Here is a 17984-nt window from a genome sequence, read left to right on the forward strand (position 1 = left end):
GGTGACAATTCCAGAAAAGCCAAGCGCAGAATTATATATCGGACAGTTTACAGGTTTGAAAAGAGCCGATGCCGATTATATTCCGTTCTACATTGGAAATTACACTCTAGGCGCTGGATTTGCAGGTCGTCTGATGCAGACAGTTCGCGATAATGACGGACTTACGTATAACATTTCATCTGGTTTGGGAGGCAATATCGAAACTGGAGGCTACTGGTTTGTAAATGCTTCTTTTAATCCAAATTTATTTCAGAAAGGTCTTGACGCAACTATGGTTCAAGTTGATAAATGGGTAAAAGAAGGAATTACCGCTACAGAATTAGAAAATAAGAAAACCAATCTGATCGGAAGTTTTAAAGTCGGAATGTCAACAACAAACGGAATGGCAAGAACGATTCTGAATTTCATTGAAAGAGGATTGGAACCAAATTATATCGAACAATATCCTAATGATATCCAAAAAGCAACTTTACAGCAGGTAAATGATGCTATTAAAAAATACATTCAGTTGGATAAAATGATTATCATCAAATCGGGTTCTTTAGATAAAGACGGAAATCCTTTGAAATAATTTGCTTACTGCATAGTATCAAGTAAAGAAAACAACCTTCGGGTTGTTTTTTTATATATCTTAAATTGAAAAAACAACTTTGTTGGTGAGATGAAAAACATCATAAAAAGAAGTTAAATATGAAATCTACAGAAACAAGAAGTCCAAAAATTATCTTTAAATGTATTAACTTTAATATCAACTAAAATAAAAAAAAAATTAAAGCAGTCTTTTTAATTTGATTGAAACATTCTTAAAATCTGTTCTTTAAATTGTAATTTTTTATGATTAGCAGCTGGTAGAATCAATTTTATCTATCAGTAAAGAATTATTAATGATATTAACGAGTAACATCCTCTTTATATACTTTGTAAATTAGTAAAAAAACTTTTGAACTATGGAGAACCAATCAAACGACATCAGCAAATGCCCTTTTCATAATGGTGGCATTGATAATCAAGCGGCATCAGGTACTAAAAATAACGACTGGTGGCCGAAACAGCTAAAAGTGAATATCTTGAGACAAAATTCACCATTATCTAATCCTTTGAACAAAGATTTTGATTATGCAGAAGCTTTTAAAAGCCTTGATCTTGAGGCTGTAAAAAAAGATCTTCATGAACTTATGACTGATTCACAAGACTGGTGGCCAGCCGATTTTGGTCACTATGGAGGTTTATTTATTAGAATGGCATGGCACAGTGCTGGTACTTATCGTGTACATGATGGCCGTGGTGGAGCGGGAGCAGGACAGCAAAGATTTGCACCTTTAAACAGCTGGCCCGATAATGTTAGTCTTGATAAAGCCAGAAGACTTCTCTGGCCCATAAAACAAAAATATGGACAAAAAATTTCGTGGGCAGACTTAATGATTCTAACCGGAAATATTGCGCTAGAATCTATGGGATTTAAAACATTTGGATTTGCAGGAGGGAGAGCTGATGTCTGGGAACCTGATGAATCAGTTTATTGGGGATCTGAAACGACATGGTTAGGTGGAGATGAACGCTATAATAATGGTTCTGATGGTGTTCCAAAAGATCATGGAGTTGTTTCGTCTGATGATGATCCCGATGGAAAAGTACATAGTAGAAATCTTGAAAAACCACTCGCGGCAGTTCAAATGGGATTAATTTATGTAAATCCTGAAGGTCCTGACGGAAATCCTGATCCTATTCTAGCAGCAAAAGATATTAGAGATACATTTGGCCGTATGGCAATGAATGATGAAGAAACTGTAGCATTAATTGCAGGAGGACATACTTTTGGTAAAACTCACGGTGCAGCTTCTTCAGATCATGTTGATAAAGAACCCGAAGCAGCTGATTTAGAATTACAGGGATTTGGATGGAAAAATAGTTTCGGTTCAGGAAAAGGAGCCGATGCTATAACTAGTGGACTTGAGGTTACTTGGACTAAAACGCCAACTCAGTGGAGTAATAATTTCTTTGAAAACTTATTTGAATTTGAATGGGAACTTTCTAAAAGTCCTGCAGGTGCGCATCAGTGGGTTGCAAAGAATGCAGATGCCATTATTCCAGATGCTTTTGACAGTTCAAAAAAACATCTGCCAACTATGCTTACTACAGATTTATCTTTGAGATTAGATCCTGAGTATGAAAAAATATCACGTCGTTTTTTAGAAAATCCAGACCAGTTTGCCGATGCTTTTGCCCGTGCATGGTTTAAGTTAACACATCGTGACATGGGACCACGTGCACGCTATCTTGGACCAGATGTGCCTCAAGAAGTATTGTTATGGCAAGATCCTATTCCGGCAGTAAACCACAAATTGATAGAGGAGAATGATATAATTTTATTGAAAGAAAAAATATTAAATAGCGGACTAAGCATATCTGAGCTTGTTTCGGTTGCTTGGGCTTCGGCCTCTACTTTTAGAGGATCGGATAAGCGCGGTGGAGCAAATGGTGGGCGTATAAGACTGGCACCTCAAAAAGACTGGGAGGTAAATAATCCTTCAAATCTGACTAAAATTTTAGGTCAATTAGAAAGTATTCAGAGAGATTTTAATGCTGCACAAAGCGATGGAAATAAGGTTTCATTGGCAGATTTAATTGTTCTTGGAGGCTGTGCAGGAGTAGAAAAAGCAGCCAATACTACGGTTCCTTTTACTCCAGGTCGTATGGATGCGTCTGCTGAAGATACAGATGTGGAATCATTTGGATACTTAGAGCCTAAAGCAGATGGTTTTAGAAATTATAGAAAAACAAAATCGGCTATTTCGACAGAAGAACTTCTTATCGACAAAGCTAATTTATTGACACTTACAGCTCCTGAAATGACTGTGCTTTTAGGTGGTCTTCGAGTTTTGGATATTAATGCGGATGGTTCAAAAAATGGCGTTTTTACAGAGCGTCCTGGACAATTGACCAACGACTTTTTTATAAACTTGTTGGACATGAATACACAATGGAAAGCTGTTTCAAGCGATAAAGAGTTATATTCTGGAAACAATAGAAGTACTGGACAGCTTAAATGGATTGCAACTCGTGCAGATCTTGTTTTTGGATCTAATTCAGAATTAAGAGCTGTCGCAGAAGTATACGCAAGTACTGATGCAAATGAAAAATTTGTAAATGATTTTATTAAGGTATGGAATAAAGTTATGAATCTAGATAGATTTGATTTAGCTTAATCTCAGTTTAAAATTATAATTTATTAAGACGTCTTTTAAAGGCGTCTTTTTTATTATAGTTTGGATTAATCAGCACTATTTAAGCATCAAATTGATAGTGCAATTATCATTTTGATAGGTTTATAAAGTTTTACTTTTTGTTAAGTTGTTTAAAAGTAGTTAGTTATCAGTTTTGGTCTTTAAGTTGTGTATTTGTAATTATAATATAGACTTCACAAAATTGATAACAGATTTATGGCTAATATGACAACTCAACAAAAAAATATAAAACACGGAACAAACGTATTGTTTAATGATATAGAAGAAGATTTTTATATCGAAATAACAAACAGCAGTCATATTTCTTGGATTAGAGAAATAGCTGAAGTAACACATTCATCTGCATTAGCAAGAGGTACTGGAATTTCTGGGCGGTCTGCTGAAATATTGGAGAAAAAAATGCAGTGCGGAGAAGCAGTTATCGCTTTTGCATTGGACGGCAGATGGGCAGGTTTTGCTTTTATTTCTTCTTGGAATAACGATCTTTTTGTTTCGAATTCGGGATTAATTGTCGCGCCAGAATTTAGGCATACTGGTTTAGCAAAAAGAATTAAAAGAAAAATTTTCGATTTGAGCCGTCAAAAATATCCTGAAGCAAGTATATTTAGCCTTACTACTGGTTTGGCTGTGATGAAAATGAATCATGAACTCGGATTTGAACCTGTTACTTATTCAGAACTTCCAAATGATGATGCTTTTTGGGAAGGTTGTAAAACTTGCATTAATTGTCCTATTTTGGTGAGTAAAGAACGAAAAAACTGTTTATGTACCGCAATGCTATTCAATCCAAAAAACAAAAAAAGTTCTATTTGATAAGTGTCATTAATCTTATTGCGGATTTTTTCTTCTTATTAAAAAAAGAGCTTCAAAATATTGAAGCTCTTTAATCATTAATTTTAAAAAGATTACTTTTCAAGTGATACAGTCTTACCAGTAAAGTTTATTCTTCCCGTTTTGATATCGCTTGAACCGTCAGGCTGTTTTCCTCCAACGGAAATAGTAAACCATCCTGGTTCTATTACACGCTGTTTTTTCTTGTTGATAAGCGACAATTGCCTTGGTGTGATGTTAAAAGTAACCGTTTTCGTTTCTCCTTTTTTAAGATAAATTCGTTCAAAACCTTCTAATTGCCAAATCGGACGGGGAGTTGAGGCTTTTTCGTCTTTCAAATATAATTCAGCAACCTCATCTCCGTCATGTTCTCCTGTGTTGGTTACATCAACAGAAACTTTAAAATCTGTTTCGGTAGTTAAATTGGTTGGAAGCTGTAAATTAGAATATTGAAATTGGGTGTAACTTAACCCAAATCCGAATGGATATAAAGGGGTTTTATGGAAATATCGGTAAGTTCTGCCTTCCATATCGTAATTTTCAAACTTAGGAAGCTGATCTACCGATTTATAATACGTAACAGGAAGTCTTCCCGCTGGATTATAATCGCCAAAAAGTACATCGGCAATGGCATTACCGCCTTGCTGTCCTGGATATCCTGCCGTTAAAATTGCTGGCAAGTTATCATTTGCCCAATTTATTGAAAGCGCGCTACCGTTAATTAAAACCAATATAACTGGTTTTCCAGTTGCTTTAACCGCTTTCATAAGTTCTTCCTGATTGGATGGAAGATCAAGACTTGTGCGATCACCGCCATTAAAACCATCTGCCTCAACTTTCATTTCTTCGCCTTCTAAGCGCTCATTTAAGCCTAAAACAAGAATTACGGCATCTGCTTGATTTGCAGTGTTAACAGCTTCAGTAATTAGATTTTCTTCTGGTTCTGCCCATAATAATTGAGCAATGGCATCTCCGTAGAAATTCTGATATTTTACTTCGATTTTGTATTTTTTTCCTGCTTCTAAATCTATTTTTTGAGGACGGAAACGCGGATGATGATTATTTTTTCCACCAGTACTTTTTCCGCCTTCAATCTCAACAGTCATAAAGGGTTTTGACCATTCTGAGATGTTGTAAGTTCCTGTTTTCGGAACACTAAGATAGCCAGTCCATTTCACGCTGTATTTTCCCATTTTCAAACGAGGATCAGGAGTGTCAATGTCCCAATGAAAATCTATTTTATCATCTGTTCTGGTAAATAAAGGCGATCCGCTCCAATCTGAATTATTGTAATATTCGCCAATTAAACCTTGTGTCCCATTTTCATTTTGAAAATAAATAGACGGAATAATTTTCATCGCAGGAACCCCTTTTGCTAAATCTGTTCCTTTGGCATATAAAACTTTTGCGTTGGGTTCTAATTTGTTTTGAATTCCTTTAAGAACTGTCACAGGATTGCTCGGAACACCACTATAATTGCCCCATAAAGACTGAATATCATTTGCATTTGGCCCAATTACCGCAACAGTTTTAATATCTTTAGAAAGAGGAAGCGTATGATTTTGATTTTTTAAAAGAACAATACTCTTTTGAGAAGCCACTCTGGCAAGATAGTCATGTGCCGCATTATTATTGTCACAATACGGAATTTGAGCGTAAGGAACAATTTCATCTGGATCAAACATTCCTAGCTTAAATCTTGCTGTAAATAAGCGTTTCACGGCAATATCAATGTCTGATTCATTAATCAATTTGCGATCAACTGCTTCTTTTAGAGATTTAAAACTGCTTCCGCATTCTAAATCTAAACCATCTTTTACCGCTAAAGCTGAAGCACTTGCAGCGTCATTGGTAATTTTATGATATTTCCAAATATCCGTCACGGCACCACAGTCAGAAACAATGTAACCATTAAATCCCCAAACATTTCTAAGTATATTAAAAAGAAACGGACTAGCACTGCAAGATTCTCCTCTAAAACGATTGTAAGCTCCCATTACAGAATAAACATGTCCTTCTTTTACCAAAGTTCGAAAGGCTGGAAGATAAGTTTCATAAAGATCTATATCGCTTGTATTGGCATCAAAAAAATGGCGAGATGGTTCTGGTCCGGAATGTACTGCGTAATGTTTGGCTGTAGCGACTACTTTCAAATATTTTTCATTATTTCCTTGGAGCCCATTCACATAATTCAAACCTAATTGACTGGTAAGGAAAGGATCTTCTCCATAAGTTTCGTGGCCGCGTCCCCAGCGAGGATCACGGAAAATATTGACATTGGGCGACCAAAATGTTAATCCCTGATACATGCCGTGCTGTCCTCTTCTTAAATATTCGTGATGTTTCGCACGAGCTTCATCAGAAATGGCGGTGGCAACGTCCAATACCAATTGACGATCCCAAGAAGAGGCAATTGAAATAGATTGCGGAAAAACTGTTGCAAACCCTGCTCGTGCAACGCCATGAAGCGATTCGTTCCACCAATTGTATTCAGGTACACCCAAACGATCAATAGCTGGAGAAGAGTCCATCAATTGATTGATTTTTTCGTCTAGAGTCATTTTAGAAACCAAGTCATTAACACGCTGTTCTGTTGGTAGATTGGGATTTTTATAAAGATAATTTTCTTGCGCAAAAGTGGTTAAAGCAAAAAAATGCAACGCAATAATTATGGAGGATTTTTTTTTCATAGGTTTTTTGGTATTGCTAAATTTAATAATTTTTGATGCATTGTCATGAAAAAACAACAATACAAATTGGTTTTAATTTTTCAGAAGAGAATTGTGAGATAGTTCTAGATGGTTGATGATGATAAAAATAAGCTTCAGCTAATCCTTTTCGTTTTTCGTCTCTTTCCTAATTCACAAAACTAAATTCTTTCTAATTTTCAAGTTGGTATAAATTGCTATTTGAAGTATGTTATAAAGCTTTGGCCCGCAGTTAGTATTTGTATTCAATTCGTTTAAGGGAGACAAATCGCTATTTTTGAGGTGGTATTTTGCTCAAAAAGAAGGTAGTTTTAGGTTGGCATTGGAATTTTGATATTTTTGTAATCTGCTTAATTTTATAAAGTCTTACATGAAGAGAAATCTACTTATCATTTTTTTTTACTGCTTCAGCAGTTTGTGTGTTTCTCAATCTTCAGGAACTCTTACTCATTTTGCAAATGATTTAAAGTTGAGACAGTCACGTATTCTCGACATTCAGCAAGACCAAAAAGGATTTATCTGGCTTTCAACTTTCAATGGTCTGATTCGATATGATGGAAGTACTTTTCAAAAATTTAGAGTAAAACAAAATAGCGCATTAAATCTTATTTCGAATCGCGTTTTTAAATTTAAGTTTGATAAAAGCGGAAGAATTTGGATTCAGTCTGAAAAGAATGATATTTATTACTTCGATACGCGTCAGCTTAGTTTTCATTATCCTATTGAAAACGGAGCCTTAAAATCATCCAATATTGCATTTGTCGATTTCAAAGTAATGCCTTCAGGAAGAGTATGGCTCTTTCCAGAAGATAAAAACTATTTAATTGCTTTTGAAGCCAATAAAAAAGTTAGAAAAATAGCATTTGATCCGACAAAAAAATGCGGAAAAATTCATAATGTTTTTGAAGATGCATTGGGAACAACTTGGTTTTTTACAGATGGAGGAATTTGCAGATTAAATAAAGGAAGTTCAGAACCTCAACATTTCTTTTTTAATGGAAAATCTTATTTGTTTGAATCTTATATGGAAACAAAAGAAGATTTATGGTTTGGAGGAAATGAAGGGAAATTTACACGTTACAATAAAAAATCAAGTACTTTCTTTGATTTTGAACTTGGAATAAAAGAAAATATCATTCAGACAGAACTTGTTGGACACAATAAAGTGCTGATCATCACCAGCGGACAAAATTTCTATTTTTATGATATAAAAACAGGCAAACTTACGGTTTATAATAGCGGAAATTTGGCTGGTTTTCCCAACAAAAAATTCAATTATTTAGGCTCTACGCGTGCTCGACAGTTTTGGTTTGAGATTTTAGGATCAGGAGTATATCAGTTTGATCTTTTTACAGGAAAAATAAAATTGATGAAGATTGATTACAGTGATTCTGCAACTGGCGGAGGAGAAAGAAAAAGTTTCTTGCTCACTTCTCCAAATGGAACAGTTTGGATTCAATCTAATAATGCGCCATTTTCTTATTGGGATGAGAAGCAGGATAAATTATGTTCTATAATTCGCTGTATAAACGAATCTAAAGAATCGGTTTCAGATTTGATGCACACTGCTATGTTTGACAGATTAGGAAATCTTTGGTTTTGTTCTTTCAAGCAAGGTTTAGATTTAGTCAATTTTAGTAATAGTAACTTTTCGGCCTTAAATCTAGATTCTTCAGGCGATCATCATAAACACAATGTAAGAAGTCTGATGAAGGACAACAAAGGTAATCTTTGGGTAGGCAGTCGTAAAGAAAAAATCGCTTTGTTTGATTCTCAAAAAAGAAAAATCGGCTTTTTAGGTGCTGATGGTACATTGTCTCAAACAGGTCCAGCCTGGGGAGCAGATATCTACAGTATGCTCCAAGATACCAAAGGCAGAGTATGGATTGGCACAAGAGGAAATGGATTGTTTTGTCTTTTGCCAACCGATCAGCCGTTTCGATATAAGGTCACGAACTATAAATATGATGAAAAGGATAATTACAGTTTAAATTCTAATGATATTTTTAAAATTTTTCAAGCTTCAAATGGGCAAATTTACATTGCAACATGGGGCGGCGGAGTCAATATTATTCGTGAGTCTCATAACGGACTTCGTTTTATTAATTTCAAAAATGAATTAAAAAACTATCCTATAAAAACAGCAGATAAAGTCCGTTCGATAGTTGAAAATAAAGACCACAAAATATTTTTTATTTCCTCTTATAAATTATTCTCCTTTGCGGAAGGAAATAAGACTACAAGTAAAATAAAGTTTAATGAATATTCTCAGGTTTCGGGTAATGATATTTTAGATATCCTGATTACACATGATAATCAAATGGCGTTGGCAACCAATGGAATGGGCTTAATATTGGCAGATTTAGATCAAAAAGGAAAGCTGAATGTGAAGTCCATTTGGAATGAAATGGTTTCTTTCCCAGTTGAAGGAGTGGTGGCGATACAGGAAGATAAAAAAGGAAAAATCTGGTTGATGAGCGATAATCAGATGGTACGTTTTGATCCTAAAAATAATAGCGCAGAAACTTTTCCAGAACTAAAATCAATTATTGGAACCGAAATATTTTCGGAAGCAACCAAATGCGAACTTGCCAATGGAGAAATTGCTGTAGGATATTCAAACGGAGTTATTTGTTTTAAACCAGAAGCAATAAAGCCATTTAATTTTAAACCTTATTTGGCGATTTCTGGGTTTTTAGTAAATAATAAAGAACTGCATGAACTAAACCCCGAAACTCCAAAAAATCCTGATCTGTTGGAAGAAGTTACATTAGAACACCATCAGAATTTTTTCAGGGTTCAAATTTCAGCGTTAGATTATCTTAAAAGTGAAAATATTGTATATCGCTACAAACTGGAAGGAATTGATAAACAATGGAATTTTATAAAAGGAGGACAATCAATTAATTATACCAATTTAGGAAGAGGAAATTACACACTTTTGGCGTCTTCTACGAATGGTCATAATTTATGGATGGATAATGAAAGGCAGATTAAAATTACGATTCGCCCTTCTGTGTGGGGAACTAATTTAGCCTATTTCTGCTATCTTTTACTAGCAGCTGGTTTGTTTTTACTAATTAAAAGAGCCATTATTACTATTGTAAAACTGCGAAATGATGTTCGATTAGAGAAACAAATGGGAGAATTAAAATTGAAATTTTTCACAGACATTTCACATGAGATTCGAACCCCGCTTACTATGATTGCGGCTCCTTTAGAAGTAATGCTTTCAGATGATGAAATAAAAGATTCGGTAAAAAGCCAGCTTCGTGTTATTGAAAAAAGCAGTAATAAATTACTGAATTTAGTTAATCAGATTTTAGATCTGAGAAGAATTCAAGATAAGAAACTCGCTGTTCGTGAAATAAATTTGAGTGATTTTACGACGAAGATTTGCCAGGATTTTCAGGAGATGAGCATACAAAATCACATTAAACTCAAAGTAAATACCAGTTCTCCAAACCTAAATATTTGGGCAGATCCCGATAGTTTGGATAAAATTTTAATTAATCTTCTTTCAAATGCTTTCAAATATTGCCATAAAGGCGATGTAATTGAAGTTTCTGTTGAAGAATCAGAAAAACACGTATTATTGAAAGTAAGTGATAATGGACCAGGAATTAGCCCAGCTATTCAAAAACGCTTATTTGTTCGTTTTTCAAATTACAATGAAAATCCATCCAATCCAAGTACAGGTTTAGGCCTTTCTATTGTAAAAGATCTGGCGGAGAAACTTGGTGCAGAAGTTTTGGTTGACAGTACAGATGGAAAAGGAAGTAGTTTTCAAGTTGCGTTTCTAAAAGGATATCAGCATTTTAAAGGTGATGTGGATGTTTTATTGGAAGAAAATGAAGCACATTTTTTTGATGAAATTACGGTAGAAAACGAAGAAGAAATTCTACCACATGAAGAAGCCAAAAGAGAAAATCTTGTTGGATTAATTGTAGAAGACGACCCAGAATTACAGCGTTTTATTGTTTCCATTTTAGAAAATGATTATACGATTTATACCGCTGAAAACGGTGATGAAGGTTATTCTAAAGCAGAAGAATTATTGCCAGATTTCATTATCAGCGATATTATGATGCCAGAAAAAGACGGAATCGAAATGCTAAAACTAATTAGAGATAATTTTTCTACCAGTCATATTCCAGTTATACTCTTAAGCGCAAAATCTTCCATTGAAAGTAAATTGGAAGGTTTAGAATATGGTGCCGATGATTATATGACAAAACCTTTTAATGTGAGTTTATTAAAAGCAAAGGTCAAAAATGTTTTAGAACAGCGTATTCGTCTTCAACAGTTGTTTTCAAGTGGAAATACGATTGATATTTCTAAAGAAGAACCGCTTAAGATTTCAAACAAAGACCAGAAATTCATGTTTCAGGTTATTGAATTTGTAAAAGAAAATATGTCCAATTCTGATTTTTCTGTTGATGAATTAGGGAAATTAATGTGCATGTCACGCGCTAGTTTTTTTAATAAACTTAAAAGCATTACGGGTGTTTCTCCTGTAGTTTTCATTCGTGATTTGCGTTTAAGCGAAGCTGCAGAACTTTTAAAAAATGATGATTTGTTAATTAAAGAAATTGGCTTTGAAGTTGGCTTTAATGACCTCAAATATTTTGGAAAGTGTTTTAGGGCAAAATACAATTATACACCAGCAGAATACCGAAGACAATTTCGTTAAAATATCTCTTTATTATTTTTCAAAAGCCTCATCAACACAATGAGGCTTTTTTCTTGAATTAATATTATAGTTGATATTGTAATTGATATTGAAATTGCTATTGAAATTGCAAAAAGCCTTGGTTGTATATTTTATTTTTATTTATGATATTTTTTTTGCATTTAATAAAAAAAGTAGGAAAAAGTTATGATATAGTTGATTTGACTACCTGAAATAGCGATTTACCCCTTTTTGAAAAGCAATATTTACCCCTTTTTAGAATACACTATATCTAGATTTGCTTCATAATCTTAATTGATTTTACTAACTAACTTAAAAACCAAAATTATGAACCAAACCAAATTTTTTACTCAATTCTCAAAATCAAAATCTACAGTATGTAGCTGTAGAAAGTTTCAAAAGCAAAATAATTTTCATTCTTAAATTTAGCTGTTATGAAAATCATTAAACACCTAATATTTGGAGCAGGCTTATTGCTTTCTATATTAAGTTCCTGCTCAAGTGACGATTCTAAATACGAAAGCTCTACAGTAAAATTGCTAGATTTTCAATTAAATGATGTGCCGTGGAACTTGAATGTAGGTATTTCTACCAGACCACTATTCGTCTACAAAGAAAATGGAGAATATTTTGCCAACTACAGTTCGCTTTATCCTTTTTCTTTAGATAATGGGAAATACAAATTTGTAGCCTCAGATTATCCAGAGCAGATGATTCCTTCTCCAACAAATCTGAATGATCTTATTGTTCCTCAGCCGGCATTGGCCAACCAGCATGTAAATCTTTCAGACGCCGTGCCGTATGCTTCGCCTTTTGACCAGCCACTTACTTTGAACATTCTGACTAGAACGGGAATACTTCGTTTGAAATCTTTAGATGTAAATGCTGATAGAAGTTACACTACAATTAAAACTACCATTTCTGTAAAAAGAAGTGGCTATAAAGTTGTGGATGGGACATTTATAAAAGAAGACATGTTTGTAACAAGAAGTAAAGCAACAACTAGCGGCGGAATTAATTATGCTGAAGATTTTATTTTATTTCAAACTGGTGATGTCGCTAACAATGTCCGCATTAAAATCGAATGTTTAGATCAAAACATGCAGGTTGTCAAGACGAAAGAAGTGGAAGGAACTTTTGCAATTGAAGCCAACAAAGTAACCAACGCCGATTTTTATTTGAATGCCCTTTAATAATGCTGCTGTTTAAAATACAACAGACACTTATCAACTACAATTAGCAGCCTGGACTGAATTTACAAAGGCGGGAACAAAAAAATATGATGAAATAAGATCATAATAGCTCTTGTTCCTTGGAGAAAACCTATGTCCTGGTTTTTAAAATAATTAAAGAAATATTCTAGTTATGAAAATAAAAAAATATATCTGGAGCATTCTAGCTGTCTTATTTTTGACAGTTGGCACTTATGCTCAGAAGCGTGTTACTGTAAGCGGTACAGTAAGGGATAATCTTGGAGGTATCCCGGGCGCAACAATTTTAGTAAAAAATGAAAATACCAATACAGTAACCGATTTTGACGGTAAATTCAGTATTGCTGTAGCTGATCCTGAAACGGCAGTTTTAATTGTCAAATTTATTGGTTTGAATGATGAGACTATAGCCGTAAAAGGTCGCACATCTGGAATTACAGTTCAGATGAAAGAATCTAATAGCGAATTGAATGAAGTGGTAGTTATTGGTTACGGTACTCAAAAACGTAAAAACTTAACGGGAGCTATTGCCAGTATTAAAGGAACGGAATTGGCAAAAGTACCAACGGCTAACGTTGCTGAAGCTTTGACAGGAAGGCTTCCTGGAGTTCAAGTTACAACTGTAGATGGTTCGCCAGGAGCAGATGTAAAAATTAGAATTCGTGGAGGAGGATCTATTACAGAAGATAATTCGCCATTAATCTTGGTGGATGGTTTTGAGGTAGCCAATCTAAATGATATTCCGCCAACAGATATTGAGTCTGTAGAAGTTTTGAAAGACGCAGCATCAACGGCTGTCTATGGTGCGCGAGGTGCAAACGGAGTAATTATAGTAACTACAAAGGTTCCAAAGGCTGGAAAAGTTTCGGTAAATATTCACAATTATACTCAAATTAAAACGCTTGCCAATCATTTGGATGTAATGGATCCGTATGAGTTTGTGATGTTGCAATACGAAAATGCACGTAAGGGAAGTTCTAATCCAACAGCATTTTATAATATGTATGGAAAAGCTAGCGAATTATACATTTATAAAGGAAACAAAGGAATCGATTGGCAGGATGAAATTTTTGGAAGCAATCCAATTGCGAGATATACAGACATCAATGTAAATGGAGGAAGCGAGAAAACGAAATTCAAATTCACTTTTGTAAATCAAGATCAGCCTGGAGCTTTGGTAGGAACAGGAATGCGTCAGAATTACATTTATTTGATTATGAATTCAAAGTTAACAGATAATCTAACGTTTGAATACCAAACCCGTTTGACGAATCAGACCATTGATGGATCAGGAACAGATGGTGTGAGTTTACTTAGAGCTTTACGTGAAGCACCAACGGGAGGTTTAGAAGATTATATGACTTTACCAGATGATAATACGTATTTCGACCCTGAAGATTATCAAATAAAACCTCGTTTTAATCCGCTAGAAGAAGCAGAAAAAAATTACCGCAAGCGTACTACAAGAATTTTTAATACCACCGGAGCATTGACATGGACAATCAAAAAAGGATTAACATTGCGTTCTTCATTTGGTTACGAATATAAATATCAGGAAGATGGACGCTTCTATGGAACAGATACTCGTACAGCTACTGATAATAACAACTTGCCTGTAGTATATTGGTCAATGACACAGTCACCTCGTTGGCAGTTGAATAACGTATTAAATTACGGGTTCAAATTAAATGAACGTCACGATTTTCAGTTAATGGCCGGACAGGAGATAAAAGATCAAGAATCTACAGCTAAATTTTACCGTTCTCGTTATTTCCCTGATGATATATCAGGAGCAAAAGCTCTTGATAATCTAGCTTTAGGAACTCCTTTTGATAATGGTTCATTAGCTGAATCTCCAAATAGAATTTCTTCATTCTTTGGAAGAGCTAATTATGGTTATGATGATCGTTACCTGTTCACGTTTACTGTTCGTACCGACGGTTCTACAAAATTTGGTCCAGACAACAGATGGGGTGTTTTCCCTGCGGGAGCTTTTGCTTGGAGAATTTCAAACGAAAGTTTCCTAAAAGAAAGCGAAACAGTTTCAAACCTTAAACTTCGTTTGAGTTATGGAGCTTCTGGAAATGATAGAATAAAAGCCGATTTATACGCGAAATATTATGGTGTTTCCAGAGATCGTTCTGTTGGTTGGGGCGAAGAAAATCAATATTACTATAATTTTTATAACAGCCAGTATTTGAACAATCCTAACGTAAAATGGGAAACAACTTATACAGCAAACGTTGGTCTTGATTTTGGTTTTTTCAAAGAAAGATTAACAGGAACGCTTGATTTCTATTACAACAAAGTAAAAGATTTACTAGTGCCGTCTGATATTGCATCGGTTTCTGGATTTACCAAAATGATGACCAACGTTGGACAGACTTCTAATAAAGGTGTCGAATTTGCCCTTAACGGAAGTGTGATTAAGAAAAAAGATTTCCAACTTGATTTGACTTTTAACATTGGTTACAACAAAAATAAAATTGACAAACTGTCGAGCGGAGAACAAGAATGGATTTTAAGTTCTGGCTGGGCGGGAACACAGTTATTGAATGATGATGACTATCGTGCTTATGTAGGAGGAACAAAAGGTTTAATCTACGGTTTTGTAAACGACGGTTTTTATACGATGGATGATTTCGAATCTTTTGATGCTGTAACTCGAACTTGGAAATTAAAAGACGGAATTGCCAATTCTAAAAACCTTTCTGGAGAACCAGTTCCAGGAAATGCGAAGTTTAAAAAGTTGACTCCTGTTGATCCTTCAGATCCAAATAGTTATGTAATTGGTGATAAAGACAGAAAAGTGATCGGAGATACAAATCCTGATTTCTCAGGTGGTTTTGGTGTAAATGCCGTTTGGAAAAACTTTGATTTAACAGCATTTTTCAATTTCATGTATGGTTTTGATGTATATAATGCTAACAAAATTATGATGACTTCTTTTTACCAAAACAATCAAAACAATTTTGGGATGGAAGTAGGATTGGATAAGCGTTGGAGAAATTATGATGATATGGGAAATGACCTTCGTTATTCTCCTGAATTGCTGGCAAAACAAAACGAAAATGCCACCATGTGGAATCCAGTAAGTATTGGTCGTCCTATTGCGATGTCTTATGCGGTTGAAGACGGTTCTTTTTTACGATTAAATACGCTGAGTATTGGTTATACGATTCCGAAACAGCAAAGTAAAGCTATAGGATTAAGCAGAGTGAGATTGTATGCAACAGGAAGCAATTTATTTGTTTGGACAAACTATTCAGGATATGATCCGGATATCAATTTAGAAACTGGTCTTACACCAAATATAGATTACAACGCTTATCCAAGAACGCGTAATTACGCTTTTGGAGTACAGCTGTCATTTTAATTAAACGAATTAAATCACAAAATGATGAAAAATATAGTATTAAGTTTTCTGTTCCTTTTCGCGTTGTCTTTTACAGCCTGCGAAGAATATTTAGATGTACAGCCTGGATCCGGTTTTACACAAGCAGAAGTTTTTAAATCAGAAAAAGACATGCAATCTGCCGTTGCAGGTGTATATACGCTTATGTTGGCTGAAGATGCTTATTCTAACCGTGTTGCATTTGTTTTTAATACGAATACCGATGTAGAAATGTCTGGTGTTTCAACCAATACAGTAAACGGAAATGGTTCTGATATTGCTTGTTACGATCCAAAACCATATTGGACAACTCTAAATTCCACTTGGAGCGCCATGTACAAAATTATTAATATGGCTAATGATGTTCTTGAAGGAATTGAAAGCTCAGATTTGTATAAAGCAGATCCTAAAACACAGCCTTCTAATGTAACGCAAATGTATGGAGAGGTGAAAACAATCCGTGCGATGGTTTATTTAGACATGATTCGTATTTGGGGAGATGTTGTATTTCGCACAAAATCTTCTACTGGAGATGAAAATTTTGCGGTTGGAGTTACAGACAGAAATACAATTTTAGAATTCCTAATTGATGATTTGAAGTCAGTGGAACCATTAATGAAAAATGCTAGCGAATTAGACTACGGCGTAGAACGTGCTTCCAAAAGTTTTAATCAGGGTATGATTGGTTTATTGGCTCTAACTCGAGGTGGATGGACTCTTCGTCCAGATGAAAATAATCCTGCGAGTATTGGACATATGGAAAGAGGAAAAAACTACGAAGCGTATTATGATATCGCTATTCAGTATTTAGACAAAGTAATTCAAGGCAGACAGCACGATTTAAAGTTAGGCTTCAGAGAGTTTTGGATTAAACAGAATAATTGGGAAACACCGGTTAATGATGATGTGATTTTTTCTATTCCGATGTTAAAAAACTCTTCTGGCGAGTACGGATTTTTAGCAGGAATTCCTATTGCTCAAGGAAATCATCCTTATGGATCTGCTTCGGGAAATTTAAGTTTATGCGGTGAGTATCTTTTTTCATTCGATAATAAAGATTTAAGAAGAGATGTTACTTGTGCACCTTATGGTTACGATCTTAATTTAAATCAAGAAATGCGTCTGGATTTGGCTCGTTTAGCGGTTGGAAAATGGTCTAAACTATATATGACAAGTCCGCTGGGAGGTACGAGTGAAAAAGGAACTGGAGTTAATTATTCTTGGATGCGTTTTGCTGATGTTTTATTAATGTATGCTGAAGCTGTAAACGAACGTTTTGGTCCTCGTGAAGATGCAAAAGAATGTTTAAGACGTGTTAGAAGAAGAGCTTTTGCGCAAGCAGATTGGGGAACTAAAGTGGATGGTTATGTAACTTCTAAATCATCACCAGAATTATTCTTTAAAGCCATTATGGACGAACGTAAATGGGAATTTGGAGGAGAAAGCAAACGTAAATTTGATTTGGCACGCTGGAATAAATTTAGTGAAGTGGTTTACAATCAGTATTTTAAATTATATAACTGGGGACGAGTAGCTAACGGTGCTTACGTTCCAGGAATTGATCAAGTTCCAGGGAATGTTTATTATAAACTGATAACAGATCCTGCTAATTCAAGTAGAAAAATTTTAGATATACAAGGAATTAATCAAATTCTAACTGCAAATCCAGCAGGTTATACCGTACATCCATTCGCGATCGCTTGGTATTCATTAAACAATGATACAGCTAGTTACGAGCCTAGAAACGATATTAAATGGAGTTTTAGAGGATTTATAAATTACAACAATGCTTCATCGGTTTCGCCAAACGATCCATTACGTTATTTATGTCCTTATCCTTCAAAAGTGATTACAGATCATCGTGGAGCCATTCAAAATTATTATGGTTTTAATTTTTAAATC

The 17984-nt window shown here is 34.8% G+C and carries 8 protein-coding genes; 7 read left to right on the forward strand and 1 reads right to left on the reverse strand.

The genetic code is table 11. The features are described 5' to 3' along the window. The 3 genes from LL966_RS22245 to LL966_RS22255 form a co-directional block, all read left to right on the forward strand. A partial coding sequence (locus LL966_RS22245) for a M16 family metallopeptidase (RefSeq protein ID WP_229356363.1) occupies positions 1-571 on the forward strand: 571 nt, incomplete at its 5' end. Positions 572-947: 376 nt separating this feature from the next. Beyond that, positions 948-3206, forward strand: coding sequence for a catalase/peroxidase HPI (katG, locus tag LL966_RS22250; protein WP_229356364.1), 2259 nt, complete (start codon positions 948-950; stop codon positions 3204-3206). Positions 3207-3440: 234 nt separating this feature from the next. Beyond that, positions 3441-4058 carry a GNAT family N-acetyltransferase gene (locus LL966_RS22255; protein ID WP_229356365.1) on the forward strand — a complete coding sequence of 206 codons (618 nt, stop codon included), beginning with the start codon at positions 3441-3443 and terminating at the stop codon, positions 4056-4058. A 92-nt stretch (positions 4059-4150) separates the two neighbouring features. On the opposite strand, the gene LL966_RS22260 is transcribed toward LL966_RS22255, so the two are convergent. Beyond that, complete coding sequence (locus LL966_RS22260; RefSeq protein WP_229356366.1) at positions 4151-6766, reverse strand: beta-glucosidase; 2616 nt, start codon at positions 6764-6766, stop codon at positions 4151-4153. A 388-nt stretch (positions 6767-7154) separates the two neighbouring features. On the opposite strand from LL966_RS22260, the gene LL966_RS22265 reads away from it, so the two are divergent. The 4 genes from LL966_RS22265 to LL966_RS22280 all read left to right on the forward strand — a co-directional run bounded on the left by LL966_RS22265 (position 7155) and on the right by LL966_RS22280 (position 17981). Beyond that, positions 7155-11477: a hybrid sensor histidine kinase/response regulator transcription factor gene (locus tag LL966_RS22265; protein WP_229356368.1), complete on the forward strand. Its 4323-nt coding sequence runs from the start codon at positions 7155-7157 to the stop codon at positions 11475-11477. A 434-nt stretch (positions 11478-11911) separates the two neighbouring features. Then, the gene (locus tag LL966_RS22270) at positions 11912-12670 is read left to right on the forward strand and encodes a hypothetical protein (RefSeq protein WP_229356370.1); all 759 of its coding nucleotides are present in this window, start codon (positions 11912-11914) and stop codon (positions 12668-12670) included. Positions 12671-12842: 172 nt separating this feature from the next. Continuing rightward, positions 12843-16064, forward strand: a complete 3222-nt coding sequence (locus LL966_RS22275; RefSeq protein ID WP_229356372.1) for a SusC/RagA family TonB-linked outer membrane protein — start codon at positions 12843-12845, stop codon at positions 16062-16064. Between the two features lie 24 nt (positions 16065-16088). Then, positions 16089-17981 carry a RagB/SusD family nutrient uptake outer membrane protein gene (locus LL966_RS22280; RefSeq protein WP_229356374.1) on the forward strand — a complete coding sequence of 631 codons (1893 nt, stop codon included), beginning with the start codon at positions 16089-16091 and terminating at the stop codon, positions 17979-17981. Positions 17982-17984: the final 3 nt, after the last annotated feature.

Source organism: Flavobacterium chungbukense (assembly GCF_020805785.1).
Classification (GTDB): Bacteria; Bacteroidota; Bacteroidia; order Flavobacteriales; family Flavobacteriaceae; genus Flavobacterium; species Flavobacterium chungbukense.